Here is a 19965-nt window from a genome sequence, read left to right on the forward strand (position 1 = left end):
CTATGGCAGCGATCGCGGTTTGCAGTCAAATTTGGAGTGAACTTTTAGATACACCACAATAGAAGATCCTAGGAATGCACAGTAAATGCATCGTGGTTTGGAGCGTTAGGACTTAACCATATCAGAAATTACTGAGCAAGCATAACAAGAAGTCATATGCTCTCTCTTATAAAGATTTATGACACCTCAATTTGATATCAAAATAAAAGCACTACGCGCGTTTACCGATGTGGTATGTATTATTTTATTCTAGACACTAGACCTCCTGCATGAAGAAAATTGCGAATGAATTCGCCGCTAAACAGACATCTACCACTGTAGACTTACTAAGAAAACTCTTAATGGGAGTGTGTGCTCGTCAATTCCGTTTGAGTAGCCCCAAAGAAAGTCGAAGGGCATCTAAGATTCATACAGGAGGTATACTCAGTAAGTAGAAAGATGGTCAGTAGTAATAAGGCTAAGCCGAATTGTAATTTATACTGCTGTCAGTTGACGTTCTGTGGATGTGCGATCGCGTTTGTTGCGTGTCCAAATCCACAATGCACCCAAGCCTAGCAAGATTGTTGCTAGATGAAGCAGACCACCTATGATGGGGATTGTAGTCAAAATTATAAAGACTAACAAGCCCACGACAAGAGAAAAAAAACGCCTTGATGATGTGTTCGGTTGTAGTTTCTGCATCAACCAACGTCCGCCAAGTAGACTAGCGATAATTTGAGGAACAAAGGTTGCGAAGAGGAAGAAACTAACGAATAAGGCAAGGTTAGCGAGTGTTCCTAAACCCATAATTGGAATAATGAGAATCGGTAAAGTGACAGCTGATAAAGCTGTAAGAACAAACGTCACAAATGCGATCGTGATCGCTATGATTCCCACGGCGAAAAATGTGACAATTCCCCATCCTAAACTTGGTAGAGGTTTAGCTTGGGCGATCGCTGCCAAGTTTTGAATCCAAGACGGCAAAAACTTGAACAATAGCCATCCCACCAATACTAAAGCAAGAAAGTACTGTAACTGCTGAACAATTGTTGCTACTGGATCTGGTGCAGATGTTTCGACTTCTGGTAACTCTTCACGTAAGACACCACCAGCGATTTGTGCTTGCTGACTAATGTTTACAACATCAGGAGATCTGTAAGTCAAATTGCCACCGATTTGCGCCGAATCTGCTACGGTTAAACCCGCGCGTAATTGGGGAACTGGAACGGGTGGTTGAGGGAAAAACGGCGGATAAGCTTCAGGTGCGTCGCCTTCAGCACCTATTGCAACATTAATATTACTACCAACGCTACTACGCAGTTCTAATGCTGCCATACTGCCGATGACATTTTGCCCAACACTCCCTGCTAACAGCGCTTGCCATCCGGCAAAAGCTAAATCGCTTGCTACTGTACTACCAGCGACACTTTCAAAACTCCAACCAGCAGCAACAACATCATCCCCGATGCGGGCATTGGAACTCAACTGTGTAACTTGACTAACGACTCGGAGATCGTCGTTTACAGTACCGTTTATGATAACTGCTTGACCAGCAGCTATAAGATCGCCTTGGACTGTACCATTGATTGTAATTAAACGACCAACTGCTATAAGATCGCCGTTGACAATGCCATTAATTGTAATTGTCCGACCAGCAACATACAGGTCGTCGGCAATCACTTCATTTGCAGCGATAATGACTTGATCTCCACTACGACTGACCAATGACCAAACTGGCGTAGCAAAGAAGACGAGTAACAATAGTAAGGTGCAGAGAAATCCTATACCGACAGTACGCCATCTTTTATGCCTCATAATCAATTTCTCCGGTGTTTTTGCTGATGCACCAAAACAATCATTATTTATGCTTTAGCAGCAACTTCCTGCCATTCTTGGACAACAAATCGCGGCACAGAAATATTGATAAAGCGATCGCCAGCTAAAGGTAAACTGAGTTGCAGTGATTCTACAGGTAAGTTAGGCAAAATATTTCTGACATCATATTGACCAATAGTTGGTGCTGGTGCTTCGACTAAAAACACATCATTTGCCGTTAAAATTTCACCCGTAGGCGTTGTTATTCGCAGTGGTTGTGGATGAATTAACTCAGCAACTCCTGGAAATCCAACAAGTCTTAAATTAACTAAAGGAGGTTGTCCAATTTGAACTTGCTTAAATAAGATGACCTGCCAATAATTTCCGGAAGAATCTTGTAATCGCTGCTGCGAACGATAAAGTATTTCTCCTGGTGCTTCAATTTGATTAATCACTGCAAGCACTGGTTGTGATAGAAAAGTTCCTGTACTTAGAAATACAATCGTTGTCCAAATTCCTAGTAATAATAGCCAAAACAAAGGTTTTAAAATAAATCGGTATACCGACCTTCGCTTTCTTCTGAAACGCATCATTTTCTCCTTTATTTCTAACTTGGGTAACAGGTAATAGATAATTGAATTAGTAACAGATTATGTTAGTGATATTGAAACAATATGAAATTACTCTCTTCTTTTCTTTGTATTTTTTGTGTCCTACTCTTCGGGAAGGCTACGCCTATGCAGTTAAAAAAACAACTGCGCTAGTCAGAAACTAGCAGCAGTTTTGAAAGTTATGATAATACTTCAGCTTGTTGCTTTGGGCTAACTTGAGTATCCTTACCACTACTAGATTGAATCGTCAAAACCGAGGCTGGCGCATGGTGAAGGACATAATTACTCACACTACCAAGAAACAACTCTTTAATACCAGAATGACCGCGCCGCCCTAAGATAATTAAATCGGCTTTCCACTTACGTGCATAGTCACAAATCACGCGACTAGGAGTACCAAAAACTTGCTCAAATTCAGCTTTCACACCTGCTTTTGTAGCTTGTTCGCTGCGATCGCGTAACATTTCAATTCCTTGCGCTTCAAACTCGCGCCATTGCTGACGATGCAACTCAGCAATTTCACTGCTTAAGCCAGGATAGTATTCTTCTCGCATCAACGAAATATCAGGGCTTCCCTCTTCGTCGGGAGAAAGAACGTGCAATAACATCATGTTTGCATTCGTTGCTTTAGCAATATCGACTGCGTGTTGAAAAACTTGTTCGCCTATAGGAGAACGATCAAGTGCAACGAGAATTCTGGTATACATAGGAACGTTCCTTAAGGAAATATATAGTAGGGGTCAGAGGTCAGGGTTAATCAATTTTGGCAACTTTAGGATTTGATCTCTAATCCTTCCACCTCAGCGACTTGTAGGAGTGTTTTCAGTACCGAATCAGGGTTAAGGCTAATTGAATCAATTCCTTGTTCGACTAAGAAGCGAGCAAATTCAGGGTAGTCGCTGGGGGCTTGACCGCAGATACCAATTTTACGATTGAATTTTTTAGCAGATGCGATCGCCATTTGTACTAATTTTTTTACCGCATCGTTGCGTTCGTCAAATAAATCTGCAACCATTGCTGAATCGCGGTCTAAGCCTAACGCAAGTTGCGTTAGATCGTTAGAACCAATCGAAAAACCATCAAAAACTTGGCTGAATTCCTCGGCTAACAGCACATTGCTAGGTAACTCACACATCACATAGACTTGTAAATCATTTTCACCGCGTACCAAGCCGTGTTTTGCCATCTCAGCTAAGACTTTGCGTCCTTCATCGGGTGTCCGACAAAATGGAACCATTAAGATGACATTTGTCAAGCCCATTTCCTCCCGCACTTTTTTGATCGCTTGACATTCCAAAGCAAAACCTTCGCGGTAGCGATCGCTATAATATCGAGATGCTCCCCGCCAACCTAGCATCGGGTTTTCTTCTTGCGGTTCAAAATCACCTCCCCCCAAGAGATTAGCGTATTCGTTGCTCTTAAAGTCTGATAGCCTAACAACTACAGGTTTTGGATAAAAAGCTGCTGCAATAGTTGCTACACCTTGCGCTAACTTATCAACAAAGTATTGTGGCTTGTGTTCATATTGGCAAGTTAACGTGGCAATTTCATCTTTAATCGCATTTTCTGGAAGTTCGTCAAAGTGAACCAACGCCAACGGATGCACCTTAATATGGTTAGCGATAATAAACTCCAAGCGTGCTAACCCGACACCATCGTTAGGAATCGCCGCCACACCAAACGCTTCGGCAGGATTACCCAAGTTGATCGTAATTTGCGTGCGGGTACGCGGTAAATTTTCTAGCCTTACCTCCTGAACTTCATAAGGTAATATGCCTTGATAAACTTTACCTTCTTCACCTTCGGCACACGAAACGGTGACTTCTTGACCAGATTTGAGTACGCTGATTGCATTCCCTGTACCGACAATCGCTGGAATTCCTAACTCGCGTGCAATAATGGCTGCATGACACGTACGCCCACCTTGATTTGTGACGATCGCACTTGCTTTTTTCATAATTGGTTCCCAATCAGGATCGGTTTTATACGTCACCAAAACCTCTCCAGCTTTGAATTGATCGAGTTTGTGGACATCCAGAATCACGCGGACTTTTCCTTGACCGATCGCTTCGCCAATACTCCGTCCTTTTACCAGAACTGGGCTGTGTTCTTGTAGCGAGTAACTTTTTAATAAATTCTGATGTTTTTGCGACTGCACCGTTTCAGGACGTGCTTGGACAATAAACATTTCTCCTGTAATTCCGTCTTTTGCCCATTCGATATCCATCGGTGTGAAAGTTCCCCGCACTTGGGAATAATGATCTTCTATCAAACAAGCCCAACGCGCGAGTTGCAGAACTTCTTCATCGTTAAGTGTAAACTGCATCCGGTCATCGAGAGGTACAGGAACGTTTTTTGTTTGCTTAGAACCGCCAACATCGTAGATAAGTTTGAGTTCTTTTGTTCCTAGACGCTTTTCTAAAATCGGGCGAAAACCTGCTTGTAAGGTGGGTTTAAACACCAAGTATTCATCAGGGTTCACCATTCCTTGCACAACGTTTTCCCCTAAACCATACGCGGCGGTGATTAGCACTGCATCTTTGAAGCCAGATTCGGTATCAATTGAGAACATGACTCCTGAAGATGCTAGGTCTGATCGCACCATTTTTTGCACGCCGACAGAAAGCGCAACATCTAAGTGGTTAAATCCTTTGATTTGCCGATAGGAGATCGCGCGATCGGTAAAGAGTGAAGCGAAGCATCGATGACAAGCATCGAGAACTGCGGCTAAGCCGTGGACGTTGAGATAAGTTTCTTGTTGTCCGGCGAAACTTGCATCGGGTAAATCTTCCGCAGTAGCACTCGAACGTACCGCAACATCTGTATCAAAACCGTAACGCTGACACAGCTTATCATACGCAGCAGCGATCGCGTCTTCAAGTTCTGCGGGAAATGGCGTTTGCAAAATCAATGAACGCGCTTGTCTACCTTTTTGTCGTAGTTGGTTGACATCTTCAATATCTAAATCTGCAAACAATTTACCTAATTCTGCTTCCAATCCAGCCGACTGCATAAAGTAGCGATAAGCCTTTGCGGTGGTAGCAAAACCACTGGGAACGTTAACTCCTTGGTTGGACAGTTGCTGGATCATTTCTCCTAAAGAAGCATTTTTACCACCCACCAAGGCAAGATCAGCTAGGCTAACTGTATCTAATTCCAATACAAAATCTTGCTTACCAGCAGTTTGAGCAACCGTAGTTTGCAACATCAATCAACTTCCTCTTCTCAAGCTTAGTTAGTTTTTGTGAGAAGCTTTTGTGGAGAACTCGTGATTTACTTCTCATTCCTACATCTTTAGTTATAGGAAAACAACTTGAGGAAATTGTGAGGTTGTGTTGACGTTACTGCTGATTTAGTGTAGCAATCAACCACCGACTAATTGCCCCATCGTCTTCAGTTTGAGAACGCTTCAGGGCTTCTTCTACTAAATTAATATCTAGTCCTTGTAATACTTGCGATTCTCGAATGAAATGACTTTGTGTTGGTGTTAAACAACTTGCAATCACTTTACCTGCATTGACATCAACAACCCAGTATTCCTGCACACCCATGCGTTGATAAAGCTTTTGTTTGCGATTAGTATCGTCTTCTAAGGAGGAAACTGCGACTTCGACTACGAGTGTTGGTGGATCGAGTTCATTTAAGTTTACAGGTGCGTTGTTACGCGGCGGAAATCTCAAGTTTTTGCCGAGATAGTATGCGATATCTGGCTGGGCTTCTTGCAATCCAGCTTTTCTCAGACTAGGATTTGTCAGTTCTTTAATTGCAATGTTCTTAATTGCTGCATACAAAACAATAACTGTAGAAACAATCGAATTATCTTGACTATGTGCAGAACCTATAGGGGACATCTCAATTCTCATGCAGCCTTCATCGTAGTAAAATCTCCCACTTACCAAAGTTGGATCGTCTGCAAACGTCAGAAAATCTTCCCAAGCTGCTGCTACCCAGGTGTCAGTAGGAACGGTACTTAAGGCTGGAGGTGGATTAACCATCGCCGTAAAATTCCAGTATTGCCGAATATTAAATATTTTACTTCAATCGAGCCTTGCTCTATAGCTGTGTTCTTGAACACCCAGCCTCTGCAAGATAACCTAATAATTAAGAATCGTTACAATAAAAGATAAAATCACACCATGAGTCAAACTGCGCTTAATTTAACAGCGATCGCCATATTTTTAACAACAATGACGGCTTTGCTAGGACCAATATTCAATGTATCTCCTACAATTCCTGCGATCACAACCTTTAGCCTCTTAGGGCTTGCCACTTTAGATAGTTTTAGCTTACAAGGTAAGGGTGGTACTTTAGTATTAGACTGGTTAGCAAGTTTTTCTCCTCAACACCGCGATCGCATTATTCGCCATGAAGCTGGACACTTCCTTGTCGCGCATCTTTTAGGAATTCCGGTGACAGGCTATGCTTTAAGTGCTTGGGAAGCTTTAAAACAAAAACAACCAGGACAGGGTAGCGTTAGCTTTGATGATACAGAAGTTGTATCTCAACTTGCACAAGGCACAATTTCTGCACAATTATTAGATCGCTACTGTACCATCTGGATGGCAGGAATTGCCGCCGAAACTTTGGTTTACGATCAAGCCGAAGGTGGTGCTGACGACCGTCAACATCTTCATACTGTACTTTCATCGTTAGGATTTTCTGCTGCAAGTGTAGAATTGAAACAGCGATTTTGTAGCTTGCAAGCCCGTAACTTACTACAACAAAATTGGACAGCATATGAAGCATTAATTGCTGCAATGCAAAAGCGTATTGATGCCACTGAATGCCGCAACTTAATCAATTCACTAACACAAGAGCATAAATAATTACGAATTACAAATTGTTCAGTCTGTGCAATTGATAATACAGTTTCTGCCAGCCGCTTTAGCTTGTAATAAATATTCATCAGCACGTGCTAGCATTTGCACACCTTCAGAATCGTCAGACGTCCTAAGACAACTTGTGCCGATGCTAATTGTAATGGGAATTGACAGGGCATTGTCAATGACAAATGGTTGCTCGCTTACAATGCGTTGCAATCGACGCGCAACAACGAATGCATCTTGACAGTTGGTGTTGTGCAGCAAAATTACAAATTCCTCACCACCGTAGCGAAAGGGAATATCTCCTGAGCGTAAGTTGTAGCGTAAACGCGAACTTAGTAACTTGAGAATGTGATCGCCGATTAAATGCCCGTATGTATCATTTACAACTTTAAAATAGTCAACGTCTAGCATCAAAGCACTCAGCGGTATTTCATAATTTCGGCTAGTACGAATGTGGCGAACTAAATTACTTTCTAAAGCCCTACGATTATTGAGTTCTGTTAGTGGATCGACATAGGCGATCGTGGACAACAAATTGTTAGTTTGAAGAAGATCGCGATACTTTTTTACTTTCCGCAAACCAACTTGAATATGTGCAAGTAAAAGACGCGTAACTGGCTGCGTACTATCTTCTAAATTCAAATTACCGTCTGGTAGCCATACATAAGCATCTGCGGCTTCCTCTAATGCTGTAGCAGTCGTGTCGAGTTCCCAATTCCAATGCGCACGCTTTCTTTCAGCGATGAGTTGTGCGCGATCTTCTACAAGAATACAGTATATCCAAGACAGCGGTGTTTGCTGCTTGAGCCAGCGGCAAAGGTCTAGACTTTGTTCCAAGCCAGCCTGTACCATCAGGATATCGGGAGGTCTGACCTCAATCCAGTTTTGTGCTTCGCTCACATCAACGGCAAACTCTACAGTAAAACCTGTGCCATGACGAATTTGGTATGGCAACCTAGCAAAAAAATCTTTCTCGCCAACGGTTAGAATTGAAGGATGCATGATGCTATCTATCTGCTCAATCTTAATGTTTGGAACTCCAGTAATAAAAGGTTCTGCACACATTAAAGTTTATTTTGTAATGAATAATTTTTAATACTTTAAAATCTTTACGTATTCAAATTAAATTATAGGTTTTTAGAATTTTATCTTGAAATCGGATATTTTATTGTCACTAAATATTCAGTATTAAAATCATTTTTTTATCTTAATTTTATAGAATAATCATTTTTTTGTTTGCTATTGTCTATAGACTCTATCAATTTAAACTACGTATTATCTTTAAGTTAAGTAATATATGTTTTAATTATTTCCGTATTATCACTTATAAAAAGAATCGTTGTCACTAGCAAAAGTATGATTTATATCAAAATTTGATACTTGTCATATCAGCTATGCAAAATTTTAAAAAAACTCAGTGAAGATTAGAGTGAGAAAAAGTCAGAAAAAGTGATGTGTTTTTTATATGTTGAGTAATTTGCTGACTACAGTGGCGGACAAAATCCTTATATTTGCAGCGATAACCATTTAAAATATGGTGACAGAGACAATATCAGGAGTGACTTTCGTGGAGTCGCGTTACAACCCCGCAGCGATCGAGGAAAAGTGGCAACAAACTTGGGCGGAACTTGGTTTAGACCAAACTCAGACAGATAGTGCTAAGCCGAAATTTTATGCGCTATCGATGTTTCCCTATCCGTCGGGTAGCCTGCATATGGGTCACGTTCGTAATTACGTAATTACAGATGTTATTGCCCGATTGAAGCGAATGCAAGGATATCGGGTATTACACCCTATGGGTTGGGACGCGTTTGGTTTACCTGCAGAGAATGCAGCGATTGATCGTGGAATTGGGCCGGCGAAGTGGACGTATCAGAATATTGCGCAGATGCGATCACAACTGCAACGCTTGGGTTTATCAATCGATTGGAATCGCGAAGTCGCAACGTGTTCTCCCGATTATTACAAGTGGACGCAGTGGATTTTCTTGCAATTTCTCAAAGCGGGACTTGCGTATCAAAAAGAAGCCGCAGTCAATTGGGACCCAATCGATCAAACGGTACTTGCCAACGAACAAGTAGACAGCGAAGGGCGATCGTGGCGCAGTGGTGCGAAAGTCGAACGTAAATTGTTGCGTCAGTGGTTCTTGAAAATCACCGATTACGCCGAAGAATTACTCAGTGATTTAGACAAATTACCAGGATGGCCCGATCGCGTCAAGTTGATGCAAGCAAACTGGATTGGTAAATCAATTGGTGCTTATTTAGAGTTTCCCATTGTCGGTTCAGATGAAAAAATTGGCGTTTATACAACACGCCCTGACACGGTTTACGGCGTAACGTATGTCGTTTTAGCGCCCGAACACCCATTGACAAAGCGCGTTACGACACCTGATCGACAAGCCTCGGTAGCAGCGTTTGTGCAAGAAGTTGCGAACCAAAGTGAATTAGAACGTACCGCCGAAGATAAACCTAAACGAGGAATTCCCACAGGTGGTAAAGCAATTAATCCCTTCACCGGCGAAGAAATTCCCATTTGGATCGCAGATTATGTCTTGTATGAATACGGTACTGGGGCTGTTATGGGAGTTCCCGCCCACGACGCGCGTGATTTCCAGTTTGCCCAACAGCAGAATTTACCGATCAAAGTTGTGATTATTCCCGAAAATGGCGATGCATCAGCACCTTTAATGGCGGCTTATGTAGAACCTGGCATTGTGGTAAATTCGGGTGAATTTGATGGCATGGTTTCGACCGACGCGAAAGCAGCGATCGTTCAATACGCCGAGAAACATGGTTATGGCAACGCACGCGTTCAATATCGTCTGCGCGATTGGTTAATTTCGCGACAACGCTACTGGGGCGCACCCATTCCCGTAATTCATTGCCCTAACTGTGGCATAGTTCCAGTGCCCGATGAGGATTTACCTGTAGAATTGCCCGAAGAAGTCGAATTTACAGGTCGTGGTGGTTCGCCTTTAGCACAACTCGACTGGGTAAATGTCCCTTGTCCAACTTGTGGAACACCAGCCAAGCGCGAAACCGACACGATGGATACGTTTATTGATTCGTCGTGGTATTACTTGCGTTATCCTGATGCTAAAAATAATCAGCAGGCTTTTGATCCAGCAAAAACAAATGACTGGATGCCCGTCGATCAGTACGTAGGCGGTATCGAACACGCGATCTTGCACTTATTGTACTCGCGATTCTTTACTAAAGTGTTGCGCGATCGCGGCTTATTGAACTTTGACGAACCCTTCCAACGCCTATTAACGCAAGGAATGGTACAAGGAATTACCTATAAAAATCCTGTAACTGGTAAATACATTGCACCCGCACAAGTCGATCCTAACGACCCCAAAGATCCCGAAACAGGCGAACCGTTACAAGTCTTTTACGAAAAGATGTCAAAATCCAAATACAACGGTATCGATCCTGAAGAAGTCTTAGCAAAGTATGGTGTGGATACCGCACGGATGTTTATCTTATTCAAAGCACCTCCCGAAAAAGACTTAGAGTGGGAAGACGCTGATGTTGAAGGACAATTTCGCTTTTTAAATCGTGTTTGGCGTTTAGTTACTGATTACAGCAATCAGCCAGCGGTTGTTAGTCAGCCAGCAGCATTAACTAAACCCGAAAAAGAATTGCGACGCGCGATTCATACTGCAATCAAGGCTGTGACGGAAGACTTAGAAGGCGAATATCAATTTAACACCGCTGTTTCTGAGTTAATGAAGTTGAGTAACGCGCTTGCTGATGCACCGTGCAAAAACTCCGCAATTTATGCTGAAGGTATTCAAACCTTACTGATATTACTAGCACCTTTTGCGCCCCACATTGCTGAGGAATTGTGGCATCTATTGGGCAATACTGAATCAATTCACATTCAACCTTGGTTGAAGTACGACGAATCAGCCTTAGTCGCTGACGAAATCACGTTAGTGGTTCAAATCAACGGTAAAAAACGCGGTGAATTACAAGTCCCCGCGCAAGCTGACAAAGCCGAACTTGAAAAATTCGCCCGCGAATCTGAAGCCGCGCAGCGTTACATTGAAGGTAAAGACGTAAAAAAGGTCATTGTTGTACCTGGAAAACTTGTCAACTTTGTCGTAGGTTAATTAATTCTTTGCGCTCTTTGTATATACCCTACGGGAAGCCTACACCTATGTGGTTCGTTCCATCATGAAAATTCGCAAAGCAGTAATTCCTGCAGCAGGGTTTGGTACTCGTTTATTCCCAGCAACCAAAGCTATTAAAAAAGAACTCTTCCCAATTATTGACAAAGATAGAAGAGCAAAGCCTGTTATTCAAATTATTGTAGAAGAAGCCGTTAACGCCGGAATTGAAGAAGTAGGGATAATTGTACAAACAAGCGATCGCACTTTATTTTCAGACTTCTTTCACACGCTATCTAGACCAGAACTCTTTCAAAAATTATCACCACAAAATCAAGAATATAGCCAATATCTCCAAGATTTAGGCAGTAAAGTTACCATCTTGATACAAGATATACAAGAAGGCTATGGTCATGCTATATTCTGTGCTAAAGAATGGGTAAATAATGAACCTTTTCTGTTAATGCTAGGCGATCATGTTTATGTTTCTAATATTGAAAAATCTTGTACGACACAGGTCTTGAATATCTTCAACCAAGTGAATCAAAGTACGATTGGATTAACAACAATGCCAGCAAAAATGATTCATAAAGCTGGTTGTATTGCCGGTACTTGGCAACAAGAATCAATTCTTAATCTTACACAAGTTTATGAAAAGCCATCAATAGAATATGCACGTCAACATCTACGTGTACAGGGAATACCTAAAGATGAATTCTTGTGTATATTTGGCTTGTATGCACTATCGCCGCAGTTGTTTGACTTTTTAGAAGAAAATATTAAGAAGAATAGACGCGATCGCGGCGAATTTCAGCTAACATCTGCACTCGATCGATTGCGTGAAGCTGAAGGAATGACAGGCTACCTTGTTAAAGGGCGTTGTTTTGATACCGGAATGCCCGAAGCGTACCTCCAGACAATGATCGATTTTAGAAATAAAACTGATTTTTAATGCATATACTTAAATATTAAGCTACTTAAAATTGACCAATGGATCTAACCGTTACTAAAGACAGTATTGATCTACCACCTGGTGCTGAAGTGATCTTACGTCATCAAACCTGGTCAGATTACCAAGCACTATTAGCAAGTCGTCAAGATAAAGCAGCAATAAAAATTTATTTTGACGCAACAACGCACGAGCTTCGCATCATGGCACCTTTGCCCGAACATAGTAAAAAATCTGATACACTTTCTGATTTAGTCAAAAGTCTTCTGCGACACCTCAAGCATGACTGGGAAGGCTTTGATCCACTCACCCTAAAGCGGTTCGAGCAAAAAGGGTTAGAACCAGATGCTTGCTTTTACATTCAAAATCGCGAAGCAATCTTAGGAAAAGAACGCATTGATTTAGAAAGCGATCCGCCTCCTGATTTAGCACTTGAAATAGATTTGACATCATCTACAAAACCTGAAGATTACACGGCTATTGGTGTTCCGGAACTTTGGATATATCGCAATCAAACACTGAATATTTATCTTTTTGATGGGCAGCATTATCAAGAAAGCTCAAAAAGTTCACTATTCCCAACAATTCCTGTCAAAGAACTGATTCCTGTATATGTAGAACGTGCTTGGAATGCAGGCTCTAGTGTTGCCCTAAGAGAGTTTGAAAACATTCTTCGAGAGCAATATTAGCAGCAATCGCACTTCAACAACGCGCAGAACGCGGTAACATAAATTCCTTACCTTCTGCCGCAAACTCACCGCGCACCATTAAGAATGCCTCGTCTAGTACGTGGGGAACACCTTGAAAATTTGCATTTAGGCGATCGGGACTAAAGTATACTATAATCTCCTTAATAGGCTGGGAAATTCTTGCCAAAAGTGCATCTAATGTAGGAATGTTAGTTCCTACTACATCAAAAAGCTTGAGTTGAGTATCTTCAATTTCCAGACAAACAATTACGTCTAAATCTTCTGCGTAGTATAGAGGGCGAGTTGCTTCATTGACACAAAATAAAGCTTTTTCTTGCTGCGGCAAAACTCCAACAACATTTGAGACGGGTGTGCGAGTTTCTAAAAGTCGATGCAGTATCTTGAGATCGTTTGAGTCGGAAAAATCCAATAAGCGCAAGCGATCGCTACTACTTGCATCGCACTGTGTCACAAACTTATGTTCTTCCACGACACGAAAGCCAAAAGGTTCATATAATTCAGGTTGTGAGGTTGTGAGTACTAATGTTTCATAACGGCGATCGCAATAATCCACCACTTCCGTCATAATTTCCCGATAGTACCCACGGCGACGATATTCAGGATGCGTTGCAACAGCGTGAATTCCTCCGACTGTTACACTTTCTCCCATAATCAGCAGCGGAATTTCTAAAACACCTACATGCGCAATCGCGATGTCATCGTGAAACCGAATAAATGGAGTAGAAACCGCTTCCCAAGGCGCACCCAGTTTTCTTGCAGATTCGACTAAGTTGCTGATATCAAAACCAAAACTAGAAAATACGGTTTCTAGCAATGTAAACAATCGTTTGTATAAAGTGGGATCGCAAGAAAAAGACTGTTGAAAGTAGTGTTGATTCATGGTTTAGCCGACAATTCTTTTAGTAGTATTCAGCACATACTACACAAGATTATTATGAATTCCGGCAATGCGTACGCAGTTTTAATGTAAAAAGTGGCGTATTCCTGTAAATACCATGACTAAGCCTAAATCATTCGCCGCATTAATCGAATCTTGATCGCGCATACTACCACCAGGTTGCACGATCGCAGAAATTCCCGCAGCAGCAGCAGTTTTTACCGAGTCATCAAATGGAAAAAAACCATCACTTGCTAAAAATCCACCATTGGCTTTTTTTCCGGCTTGTTCTAAAGCAATTTGCACTGAACCGACACGATTCATTTGCCCTGCGCCGACACCTGCAGTCGTGCGATCGCGCGTCACAACAATGGCGTTCGACTTTACGTGCTTACAAACTTTCCACGCAAACAATAATTCGGCAAATTGTTCTGGTGTAGGTTGTTTTTGCGTCACAACTTGCCATTTATTAGTATCAGCAACAACATCATCTGCTGCTTGTACTAGGAATCCACCTGCAATAACCTTTACTGTTTCTTTTGGTCCTGCACTTAACTGTGGTAAAATCAGAATACGTAATTTAGATTTAGCTGCCAATATCTCTTGGGCTTCTGCTTCACATCCAGGTGCTACCACACATTCTAAAAATGTTTTTGTTAACTCAGTAGCAGTCGCAGCATCAATCGATTGATTAAGTGCGACAATTCCCCCAAAAGCCGAAGTCGAATCTGCATTAAAAGCTTTAGCGTAAGCTTCTACAAGCGAATTTCCTAATGCAACGCCACAAGGATTTGTGTGTTTAATAATTGTCGCAGCCGGAGTATCCGTAAATTCAGCAATAATTCGCCGCGCTGCTTCTAAATCAACTAAGTTGTTATAACTCAATTCTTTTCCCTGAAGTTTCTTAGCCGCTGCCCAGCCACTAGCAACAGCACCACTTTGATACCAAGCTGCTTCCTGATGCGGATTTTCCCCATACCGCAAAACCTGCAACTGCGTCCCCTCAAGTGTATACTGTTGTGATAAACTCTGATCCCTGACCTCTGACCCCTGACCTCTCAAATAAAATGCGATCGCCTGGTCATAACCCGATGTATGCGAAAATGCCTTAATTGCGCATTCTTGGCGAAATTCAAGCGATGCATTACCATCATGTTGCCGTAATTCTTCTAAATAAGCCTCGTATAGCGCAGGATCGCACAAAACTGTTAAATGAGCGTAATTTTTTGCTGCTGCTCTCAGCATAGCAGGACCGCCGATATCAATTTGTTCAATCGCATCGGGTAAAGTGACATCAGGTTGAGCGATCGTCGATTCAAATGGATATAAGTTAACTACGACTAAATCAATGGGGCGAATTTGATTATTTTCTAAATCTGCAACGTCTTGCGGAACATCACGACGCGCTAAAATCCCGCCATGAATGCGTGGATGTAATGTTTTGACTCTTCCGCCTAAAATTTCTGGCGAACCTGTGTAATCAGCGACCTTTGTGACTGGTAATCCGGCATCTTTCAGGGCTTGGGCTGTACCACCACTGCTGATCAGATCGAAGCCAAATTCTGCAACTAAACTTCGAGCAAAATCAACCAATCCTGTTTTATCAGATACGCTCAGCAGTGCTAGACGCGCCATAGTTCACAACTTCCTTAGTTCCGAGTTGAAAATCATATCATTTTTTATAAGTGTCAATCTCAATGCACAATTACCACTTCGCAATTCATTCCCCGAAGCACCAAAACAAAACCAGCGCAACTGCACCCCAAATTAACATATTGGGTATGTGAAATTCTCTGAAAAGAGTTAACGGAGTTAGCACGAAGATTTCTGTGATCCAACCGGAACTGAGAAGCAAAAATAGAATTAATAAAAATGGTGGCATACAAATTGATGTATTTATGCAGTAATGCACTTATTTTAAATTTTTCATTGCCAAGTCACAGAAAACGTTAATATAAGTTGTGAGATGTTTTGCCTACAGTGGGTATTTTAAGGTGTTCTCTACCCTGCTTGCTGACTTTCAAATTATCTTCGAGCGCGATCCGGCAGCACGTAACTGGCTGGAGGTGTTGTTTTTCTATCCTGGCTTGCAAGCAATCATTTTGCATCGGATAGCGCACAAGCTATACCAGATAGGTATTCCCTTTATTCCGCGTCTGATCTCTTTTATAGCACGCTTTTTAACAGGAATTGAAATTCACCCTGGCGCAGCGATCGGTAAAGGCTTTTTTATCGATCACGGTATGGGGGTTGTAATTGGAGAAACAGCAATTATTGGCGATTATGTTTTGCTTTACCAAGGAGTTACCCTTGGTGGTACAGGTAAAGAAAGCGGCAAACGCCACCCTACCTTGGGCGATAACGTCGTCGTTGGTGCTGGGGCTAAAGTCTTAGGTAACATCGAAGTTGGTAATAATGTGCGAATTGGTGCAGGCTCAGTAGTCCTGCGCAATGTTCCTTCTCATTGCACAGTTGTTGGTGTACCAGGGCGTGTCATCTATCGCTCTGGAGTTCGTGTCGATCCTCTAGAACATGGTAGTTTACCCGACTCAGAAGCTGAAGTTATTCGCGCTTTGGTTGATCGCATAGAATCGCTAGAACAACAAGTAGAACAGCTACAGCACAAGCAAATCCCTGCACCTGTATATCATATTTCGATCGCTGCGGAAGAAGCATGTGACGCACTACAAACTCAGGAAGAAATACCAGTAACTCAAGGTGCGGTTTGTCAGTTAAGAAATAAAGCAATTCAAGAGTTTCTCGATGGTGCTGGAATTTAAACTTTAAGGATTAATTTCTTGAGTAGACCAAGTGCGATCGCTTTTGCGAGTATAGAGATAGCGATTCTGCGGTTCACCCCGTAGTTTTAAGTGATCTACCTCAAAAGGTTCGAGTAGCAATAGACAAAAATGCGCTAACGGCTGAGTTGCATCTGGTGGTGGAACGTCAAAGCCTGTATTATCTCTTGGCTTTCCAGGATGGGGGTAAGCAAAAAGTAACCGTGCTGCGTCACTAATTTCGCGCCAAGTGTTGTGACGTGCTTGTTGTAAAGTTGCATCAGGGTGATCTTCGCCGACTAAGGTTAAGTAACCACCAATCCGAAATTGTTCGCGGGTGTCAATAAAGTACCAACACGCTTCCGCCCAAGGTTGATGGGCAATTTGTTCGGGTTTTTGCGATCGCGCATCGACAATAAATTTTAACTGATCGGTATTTTCTAGAAAACCGCGAAAGACAACAGTTCGATTGGCAGGGCGATTATCCAAGCGCACCGTTGCAAGTTGTACATAGCGAGATGGTTGCGGATTTTTATGCAAAGCACGCGCTAGAGGCGATCGCCAAGGTGTCATACCAATCACAAGAAGCGGGAATAGTTAATCATCAAGTAATATATCACCTGTATAAAGCTATTGCGCCTGAGTAATTTCCGTATTTTGCTTGAATTTCTTGCTAAGACAAGTTCAGTAATTTCCTAGGAGACATCTGTCACCTATCGAAAGGAAGATAAAACAGTAAATTTTACAACAAAACTGGATAGCTTCAAGAAGTCCGCAGTTTGGCTGGAGATCTAAAGCCTTTCTGAGAGTTTGACCTACCAGTATTTTTGATTGGGAGTCATGTTTGACCTACCAGTCAGATTTGCCATGGACACTTTTCTTCTTCCGCACCTTATGGATTCCTACTATGAAAACATCCCATAAAAGTCTTTTTCGCCAACTGCTAGCAACGAGCTTACTACTTGGTAGTGCGTTTCAACTAGCAGCACCAGTACTTGCGGCTGGGACTCCTGCTGGTACCACGATTAGCAACACCGCGACAGCAACTTATGAAGATCCGAACAATCCTGGAACCTCGATCAACGCTACTTCTAACCAAGTGACAATCACTGTAGCCAAAGTTGCTGGTGTCACCGTAACAGCCGATCCGGCGCAAGATGTCAACAGTGGAACAATTCAAACTGGTGATATCCTTAACTTCGATTTTACCATTACTAACACAGGTAACGACGCAACGACAATCTTCATTCCTGGTGCGCCATCGAGTATTACCAACGGTACGCTTTCTGGTCCACTGCTCGCCGACTTGAATAACGACGGCACATTTGAAACAGTGATTCCAGCAGCAGGCTTTACTACAGGCAATATTGCTGCGGATCAGGTCATTAAAGTACGGGTTCCGGTAGTTGTTGGTATAACTCCTTCCGGTACAAATGTCACAGTTGTTTTAGGTGACACTGGCGCTAACGACAATAGTGCAGGCACGCAAAACCAGCCCGATGCTAGTGATGGTGCAAATCCCAACGAGGTGCGTACTATAGCCGTAGGTGGTGCACCTGCCAATGGTGAACGCGAAGCCAGCGCCACGCAATCCGCTACCGTTGGTGCAGTACCCGAAGTTCTCAACGGTCCTTTGAATCAACCCGATGCGGTTGGACCAACAAACAATAACGACGACTTTACCAACGCATCAATCACAGTTCCCGCAGGGTTAGCGCCCAATGCACTGATACCAGATCCTGCTCCGCGAACATTTACAAACACAATTGCCAATGGTTCCACGACCGATCCAGTAATCGTTTCCTTGCTACCAACGCCTCCTACTGATCCCGCAGCATTACCCAACGGCACATTAGTCACAATTACCTACAACGTGGGTGAAACCGCAACTTATAGCTATAACCCTACCACAGGCTTTACATTCGTTTCGGGTACCGGAACCACCGCAACTGACCCTGTCAAGATTCTGCTAACACCAGCATCACCAGGTAACACCGCTAACTATCAGGTCACTATTGATTTACCCAACAATACACCACAATTAACCGCGTTCTCCGTACCAATTACCGTGTTTGATGACCTTAATAACGATGGCATCATTGATGCGGCAACCGAAGTACCAAACACGACAATCAATCGTCTTTACACTGGCTTCGTCCGAGTTGTCAAAGAATCGCGGATTCTGCAAGGTACAGGACCTGCGGTTGTCGCTGGGGAAAATGTCTTCAGCCAAACTCCGAAAAGCCCTGCCCCAGGCAACATTATTGAGTACCGCATTACCTACACGAATATTTCTGAAGCCGCACCAAGCGGGGGAACAGGTAATGTTGTTTTGAATGCTAGTAACTTACGGATTGTTGAAGATGGAACAACTGGTGGTAACAACTGGGCGTTAGATAGCAATAGTGACGGCATTATCGACACAAGTAATGTTCCTGCAACAGCCGTTGATTCTACTGGCGGTACCGTAACGTTTGCTCCAACAGGTGATGTCCAAGGAACAACTGCGGCAACGGATGTCACTCGCTATGAAGATACAGTAGCAGGTCCCATCGCGCCAAGTACAGCAGGGACGTTTACCTTCCAACGCCGAGTCAATTAATCAAACTTAATGCCATCGGCAGTAGTTGCAGTCTGCTACTGCCCTTACTCACCCCAATCAGTAAGAAGTTAGGAGTTTTTAGTGAAAAGTCTAACCTTTGTAAAATTTGCGGCGATCGCCTTAACAACCGCTTTACCATTAGTTGCACTTCCTGAGATTCAACAAACAACAGTTGCGATCGCTCAAACAGTACAGCGTCAAGCCCAAATGCAACTCAATTTGGGGGCTGCGAAGAAAGTTGTTACGAAAGATGCTGCTGGGAAACCGCAAGTTACCTGGCAAACACTCAAAGGCAATGTTGTCGTTCAACCAGGTGATACACTGCGCTACACCGTTAGCAGTGAAAATACTAGCGATCGCGTGGTGAGAAACTTTGTTGTCACGCAGCCCATTCCGAAACAAACAACTTACGTTCTCAAGTCTGCGACTGCGCCTAGCGGTACCAAAATGACTTACAGCATCGACAACGGCAAGACTTTTGTCGAAAATCCGACAATTCAAGTCAAGTTACCCGATGGTAAGGTTGAAACTCGTCCTGCACCAGCCGAACGTTACACGCATATCCGCTGGCAATATACCACCGCGATTAATGCCAAATCAACCGTGAATGCTAGTTACCAAGTGCAAGTGCGTTAATCGCTAAACCACATCTCAACAATATCTTCTCGCTGTCAGGTGCAGATATCGCATCTGGCAGTACAG

16 protein-coding genes are annotated in these 19965 nt (G+C 42.8%); 7 read left to right on the plus strand and 9 right to left on the minus strand.

Annotated features, from left to right (window positions below; translation table 11 throughout):
• Positions 1 to 474: 474 nt before the first annotated feature.
• The 5 genes from NIES1031_RS03675 to NIES1031_RS03695 all read right to left on the minus strand — a co-directional run bounded on the left by NIES1031_RS03675 (position 475) and on the right by NIES1031_RS03695 (position 6400).
• Positions 475 to 1794: a bactofilin family protein gene (locus NIES1031_RS03675; RefSeq protein WP_073548160.1), complete on the minus strand. Its 1320-nt coding sequence runs from the start codon at positions 1792 to 1794 to the stop codon at positions 475 to 477.
• Between the two features lie 47 nt (positions 1795 to 1841).
• Positions 1842 to 2333, minus strand: a complete 492-nt coding sequence (locus NIES1031_RS03680; RefSeq protein ID WP_236738713.1) for a DUF3122 domain-containing protein — start codon at positions 2331 to 2333, stop codon at positions 1842 to 1844.
• Between the two features lie 251 nt (positions 2334 to 2584).
• Positions 2585 to 3112 (minus strand): universal stress protein, encoded by a 528-nt coding sequence (locus NIES1031_RS03685; protein WP_073548161.1) that lies wholly within the window; start codon positions 3110 to 3112, stop codon positions 2585 to 2587.
• Positions 3113 to 3177: 65 nt separating this feature from the next.
• Entirely contained in the window at positions 3178 to 5613 is a 2436-nt protein-coding gene (gene ppsA, locus NIES1031_RS03690; RefSeq protein ID WP_073548162.1) for a phosphoenolpyruvate synthase, read from the minus strand.
• A 133-nt stretch (positions 5614 to 5746) separates the two neighbouring features.
• Positions 5747 to 6400 (minus strand): Uma2 family endonuclease, encoded by a 654-nt coding sequence (locus NIES1031_RS03695; RefSeq protein WP_073548163.1) that lies wholly within the window; start codon positions 6398 to 6400, stop codon positions 5747 to 5749.
• A 141-nt stretch (positions 6401 to 6541) separates the two neighbouring features.
• Here NIES1031_RS03695 and NIES1031_RS03700 point away from each other — a divergent pair, with 141 nt between their 5' ends.
• Positions 6542 to 7231 carry an ATP-dependent Zn protease gene (locus tag NIES1031_RS03700; protein WP_073548164.1) on the plus strand — a complete coding sequence of 230 codons (690 nt, stop codon included), beginning with the start codon at positions 6542 to 6544 and terminating at the stop codon, positions 7229 to 7231.
• An 18-nt stretch (positions 7232 to 7249) separates the two neighbouring features.
• Here the strand turns inward: NIES1031_RS03700 and NIES1031_RS03705 are convergent, their stop codons facing one another.
• Complete coding sequence (locus NIES1031_RS03705) at positions 7250 to 8296, minus strand: GGDEF domain-containing protein (protein ID WP_218596655.1); 1047 nt, start codon at positions 8294 to 8296, stop codon at positions 7250 to 7252.
• Positions 8297 to 8765: 469 nt separating this feature from the next.
• On the opposite strand from NIES1031_RS03705, the gene leuS reads away from it, so the two are divergent.
• The 3 genes from leuS to NIES1031_RS03720 all read left to right on the plus strand — a co-directional run bounded on the left by leuS (position 8766) and on the right by NIES1031_RS03720 (position 12986).
• Positions 8766 to 11351 carry a leucine--tRNA ligase gene (gene leuS / locus NIES1031_RS03710; protein WP_073548165.1) on the plus strand — a complete coding sequence of 862 codons (2586 nt, stop codon included), beginning with the start codon at positions 8766 to 8768 and terminating at the stop codon, positions 11349 to 11351.
• Positions 11352 to 11415: 64 nt separating this feature from the next.
• On the plus strand, positions 11416 to 12300 hold the full coding sequence (locus NIES1031_RS03715) for a UTP--glucose-1-phosphate uridylyltransferase (protein ID WP_073548166.1): 885 nt from the start codon (positions 11416 to 11418) through the stop codon (positions 12298 to 12300).
• A 38-nt stretch (positions 12301 to 12338) separates the two neighbouring features.
• Positions 12339 to 12986 carry a Uma2 family endonuclease gene (locus NIES1031_RS03720; protein WP_073548167.1) on the plus strand — a complete coding sequence of 216 codons (648 nt, stop codon included), beginning with the start codon at positions 12339 to 12341 and terminating at the stop codon, positions 12984 to 12986.
• Positions 12987 to 12999: 13 nt separating this feature from the next.
• Here the strand turns inward: NIES1031_RS03720 and NIES1031_RS03725 are convergent, their stop codons facing one another.
• Together NIES1031_RS03725 and purH are read right to left on the minus strand one after the other, a co-directional pair.
• The gene (locus tag NIES1031_RS03725; protein WP_084544245.1) at positions 13000 to 13887 is read right to left on the minus strand and encodes a GNAT family N-acetyltransferase; all 888 of its coding nucleotides are present in this window, start codon (positions 13885 to 13887) and stop codon (positions 13000 to 13002) included.
• 81 nt (positions 13888 to 13968) lie between these two features.
• Positions 13969 to 15519 (minus strand): bifunctional phosphoribosylaminoimidazolecarboxamide formyltransferase/IMP cyclohydrolase, encoded by a 1551-nt coding sequence (gene purH / locus NIES1031_RS03730; RefSeq protein WP_073548168.1) that lies wholly within the window; start codon positions 15517 to 15519, stop codon positions 13969 to 13971.
• 359 nt (positions 15520 to 15878) lie between these two features.
• Between purH and cysE the strand changes: the two genes are divergently transcribed.
• Positions 15879 to 16664: a serine O-acetyltransferase gene (cysE, locus tag NIES1031_RS03735; protein ID WP_073548169.1), complete on the plus strand. Its 786-nt coding sequence runs from the start codon at positions 15879 to 15881 to the stop codon at positions 16662 to 16664.
• A gap of 3 nt (positions 16665 to 16667) precedes the next feature.
• Here cysE and NIES1031_RS03740 read toward each other — a convergent pair whose 3' ends face one another.
• Entirely contained in the window at positions 16668 to 17234 is a 567-nt protein-coding gene (locus tag NIES1031_RS03740; protein WP_073548388.1) for an Npun_F5749 family FMN-dependent PPOX-type flavoprotein, read from the minus strand.
• Positions 17235 to 17568: 334 nt separating this feature from the next.
• On the opposite strand from NIES1031_RS03740, the gene NIES1031_RS03745 reads away from it, so the two are divergent.
• Positions 17569 to 19263 carry a hypothetical protein gene (locus tag NIES1031_RS03745; protein ID WP_073548170.1) on the plus strand — a complete coding sequence of 565 codons (1695 nt, stop codon included), beginning with the start codon at positions 17569 to 17571 and terminating at the stop codon, positions 19261 to 19263.
• Positions 19264 to 19344: 81 nt separating this feature from the next.
• Positions 19345 to 19899, plus strand: a complete 555-nt coding sequence (locus tag NIES1031_RS03750; protein WP_073548171.1) for a DUF11 domain-containing protein — start codon at positions 19345 to 19347, stop codon at positions 19897 to 19899.
• Positions 19900 to 19965 lie beyond the last annotated feature (66 nt).

It is taken from the genome of Chroogloeocystis siderophila 5.2 s.c.1, from assembly GCF_001904655.1.
Taxonomy (GTDB): Bacteria; Cyanobacteriota; Cyanobacteriia; order Cyanobacteriales; family Chroococcidiopsidaceae; genus Chroogloeocystis; species Chroogloeocystis siderophila.

Coding starts and splice junctions, on each gene's coding strand:
- ppsA (WP_073548162.1), bottom strand. CDS start 5,613: ATGTTGCAAACTACGGTTGCTCAAACTGCTGGTAAGCAAGATTTTGTA.
- NIES1031_RS03745 (WP_073548170.1), top strand. CDS start 17,569: ATGAAAACATCCCATAAAAGTCTTTTTCGCCAACTGCTAGCAACGAGC.
- NIES1031_RS03740 (WP_073548388.1), bottom strand. CDS start 17,234: ATGACACCTTGGCGATCGCCTCTAGCGCGTGCTTTGCATAAAAATCCG.
- NIES1031_RS03700 (WP_073548164.1), top strand. CDS start 6,542: ATGAGTCAAACTGCGCTTAATTTAACAGCGATCGCCATATTTTTAACA.
- NIES1031_RS03685 (WP_073548161.1), bottom strand. CDS start 3,112: ATGTATACCAGAATTCTCGTTGCACTTGATCGTTCTCCTATAGGCGAA.
- NIES1031_RS03675 (WP_073548160.1), bottom strand. CDS start 1,794: ATGAGGCATAAAAGATGGCGTACTGTCGGTATAGGATTTCTCTGCACC.
- leuS (WP_073548165.1), top strand. CDS start 8,766: ATGGTGACAGAGACAATATCAGGAGTGACTTTCGTGGAGTCGCGTTAC.
- NIES1031_RS03720 (WP_073548167.1), top strand. CDS start 12,339: ATGGATCTAACCGTTACTAAAGACAGTATTGATCTACCACCTGGTGCT.
- NIES1031_RS03715 (WP_073548166.1), top strand. CDS start 11,416: ATGAAAATTCGCAAAGCAGTAATTCCTGCAGCAGGGTTTGGTACTCGT.
- NIES1031_RS03705 (WP_218596655.1), bottom strand. CDS start 8,296: ATGTGTGCAGAACCTTTTATTACTGGAGTTCCAAACATTAAGATTGAG.
- NIES1031_RS03695 (WP_073548163.1), bottom strand. CDS start 6,400: ATGGTTAATCCACCTCCAGCCTTAAGTACCGTTCCTACTGACACCTGG.
- purH (WP_073548168.1), bottom strand. CDS start 15,519: ATGGCGCGTCTAGCACTGCTGAGCGTATCTGATAAAACAGGATTGGTT.
- NIES1031_RS03725 (WP_084544245.1), bottom strand. CDS start 13,887: ATGAATCAACACTACTTTCAACAGTCTTTTTCTTGCGATCCCACTTTA.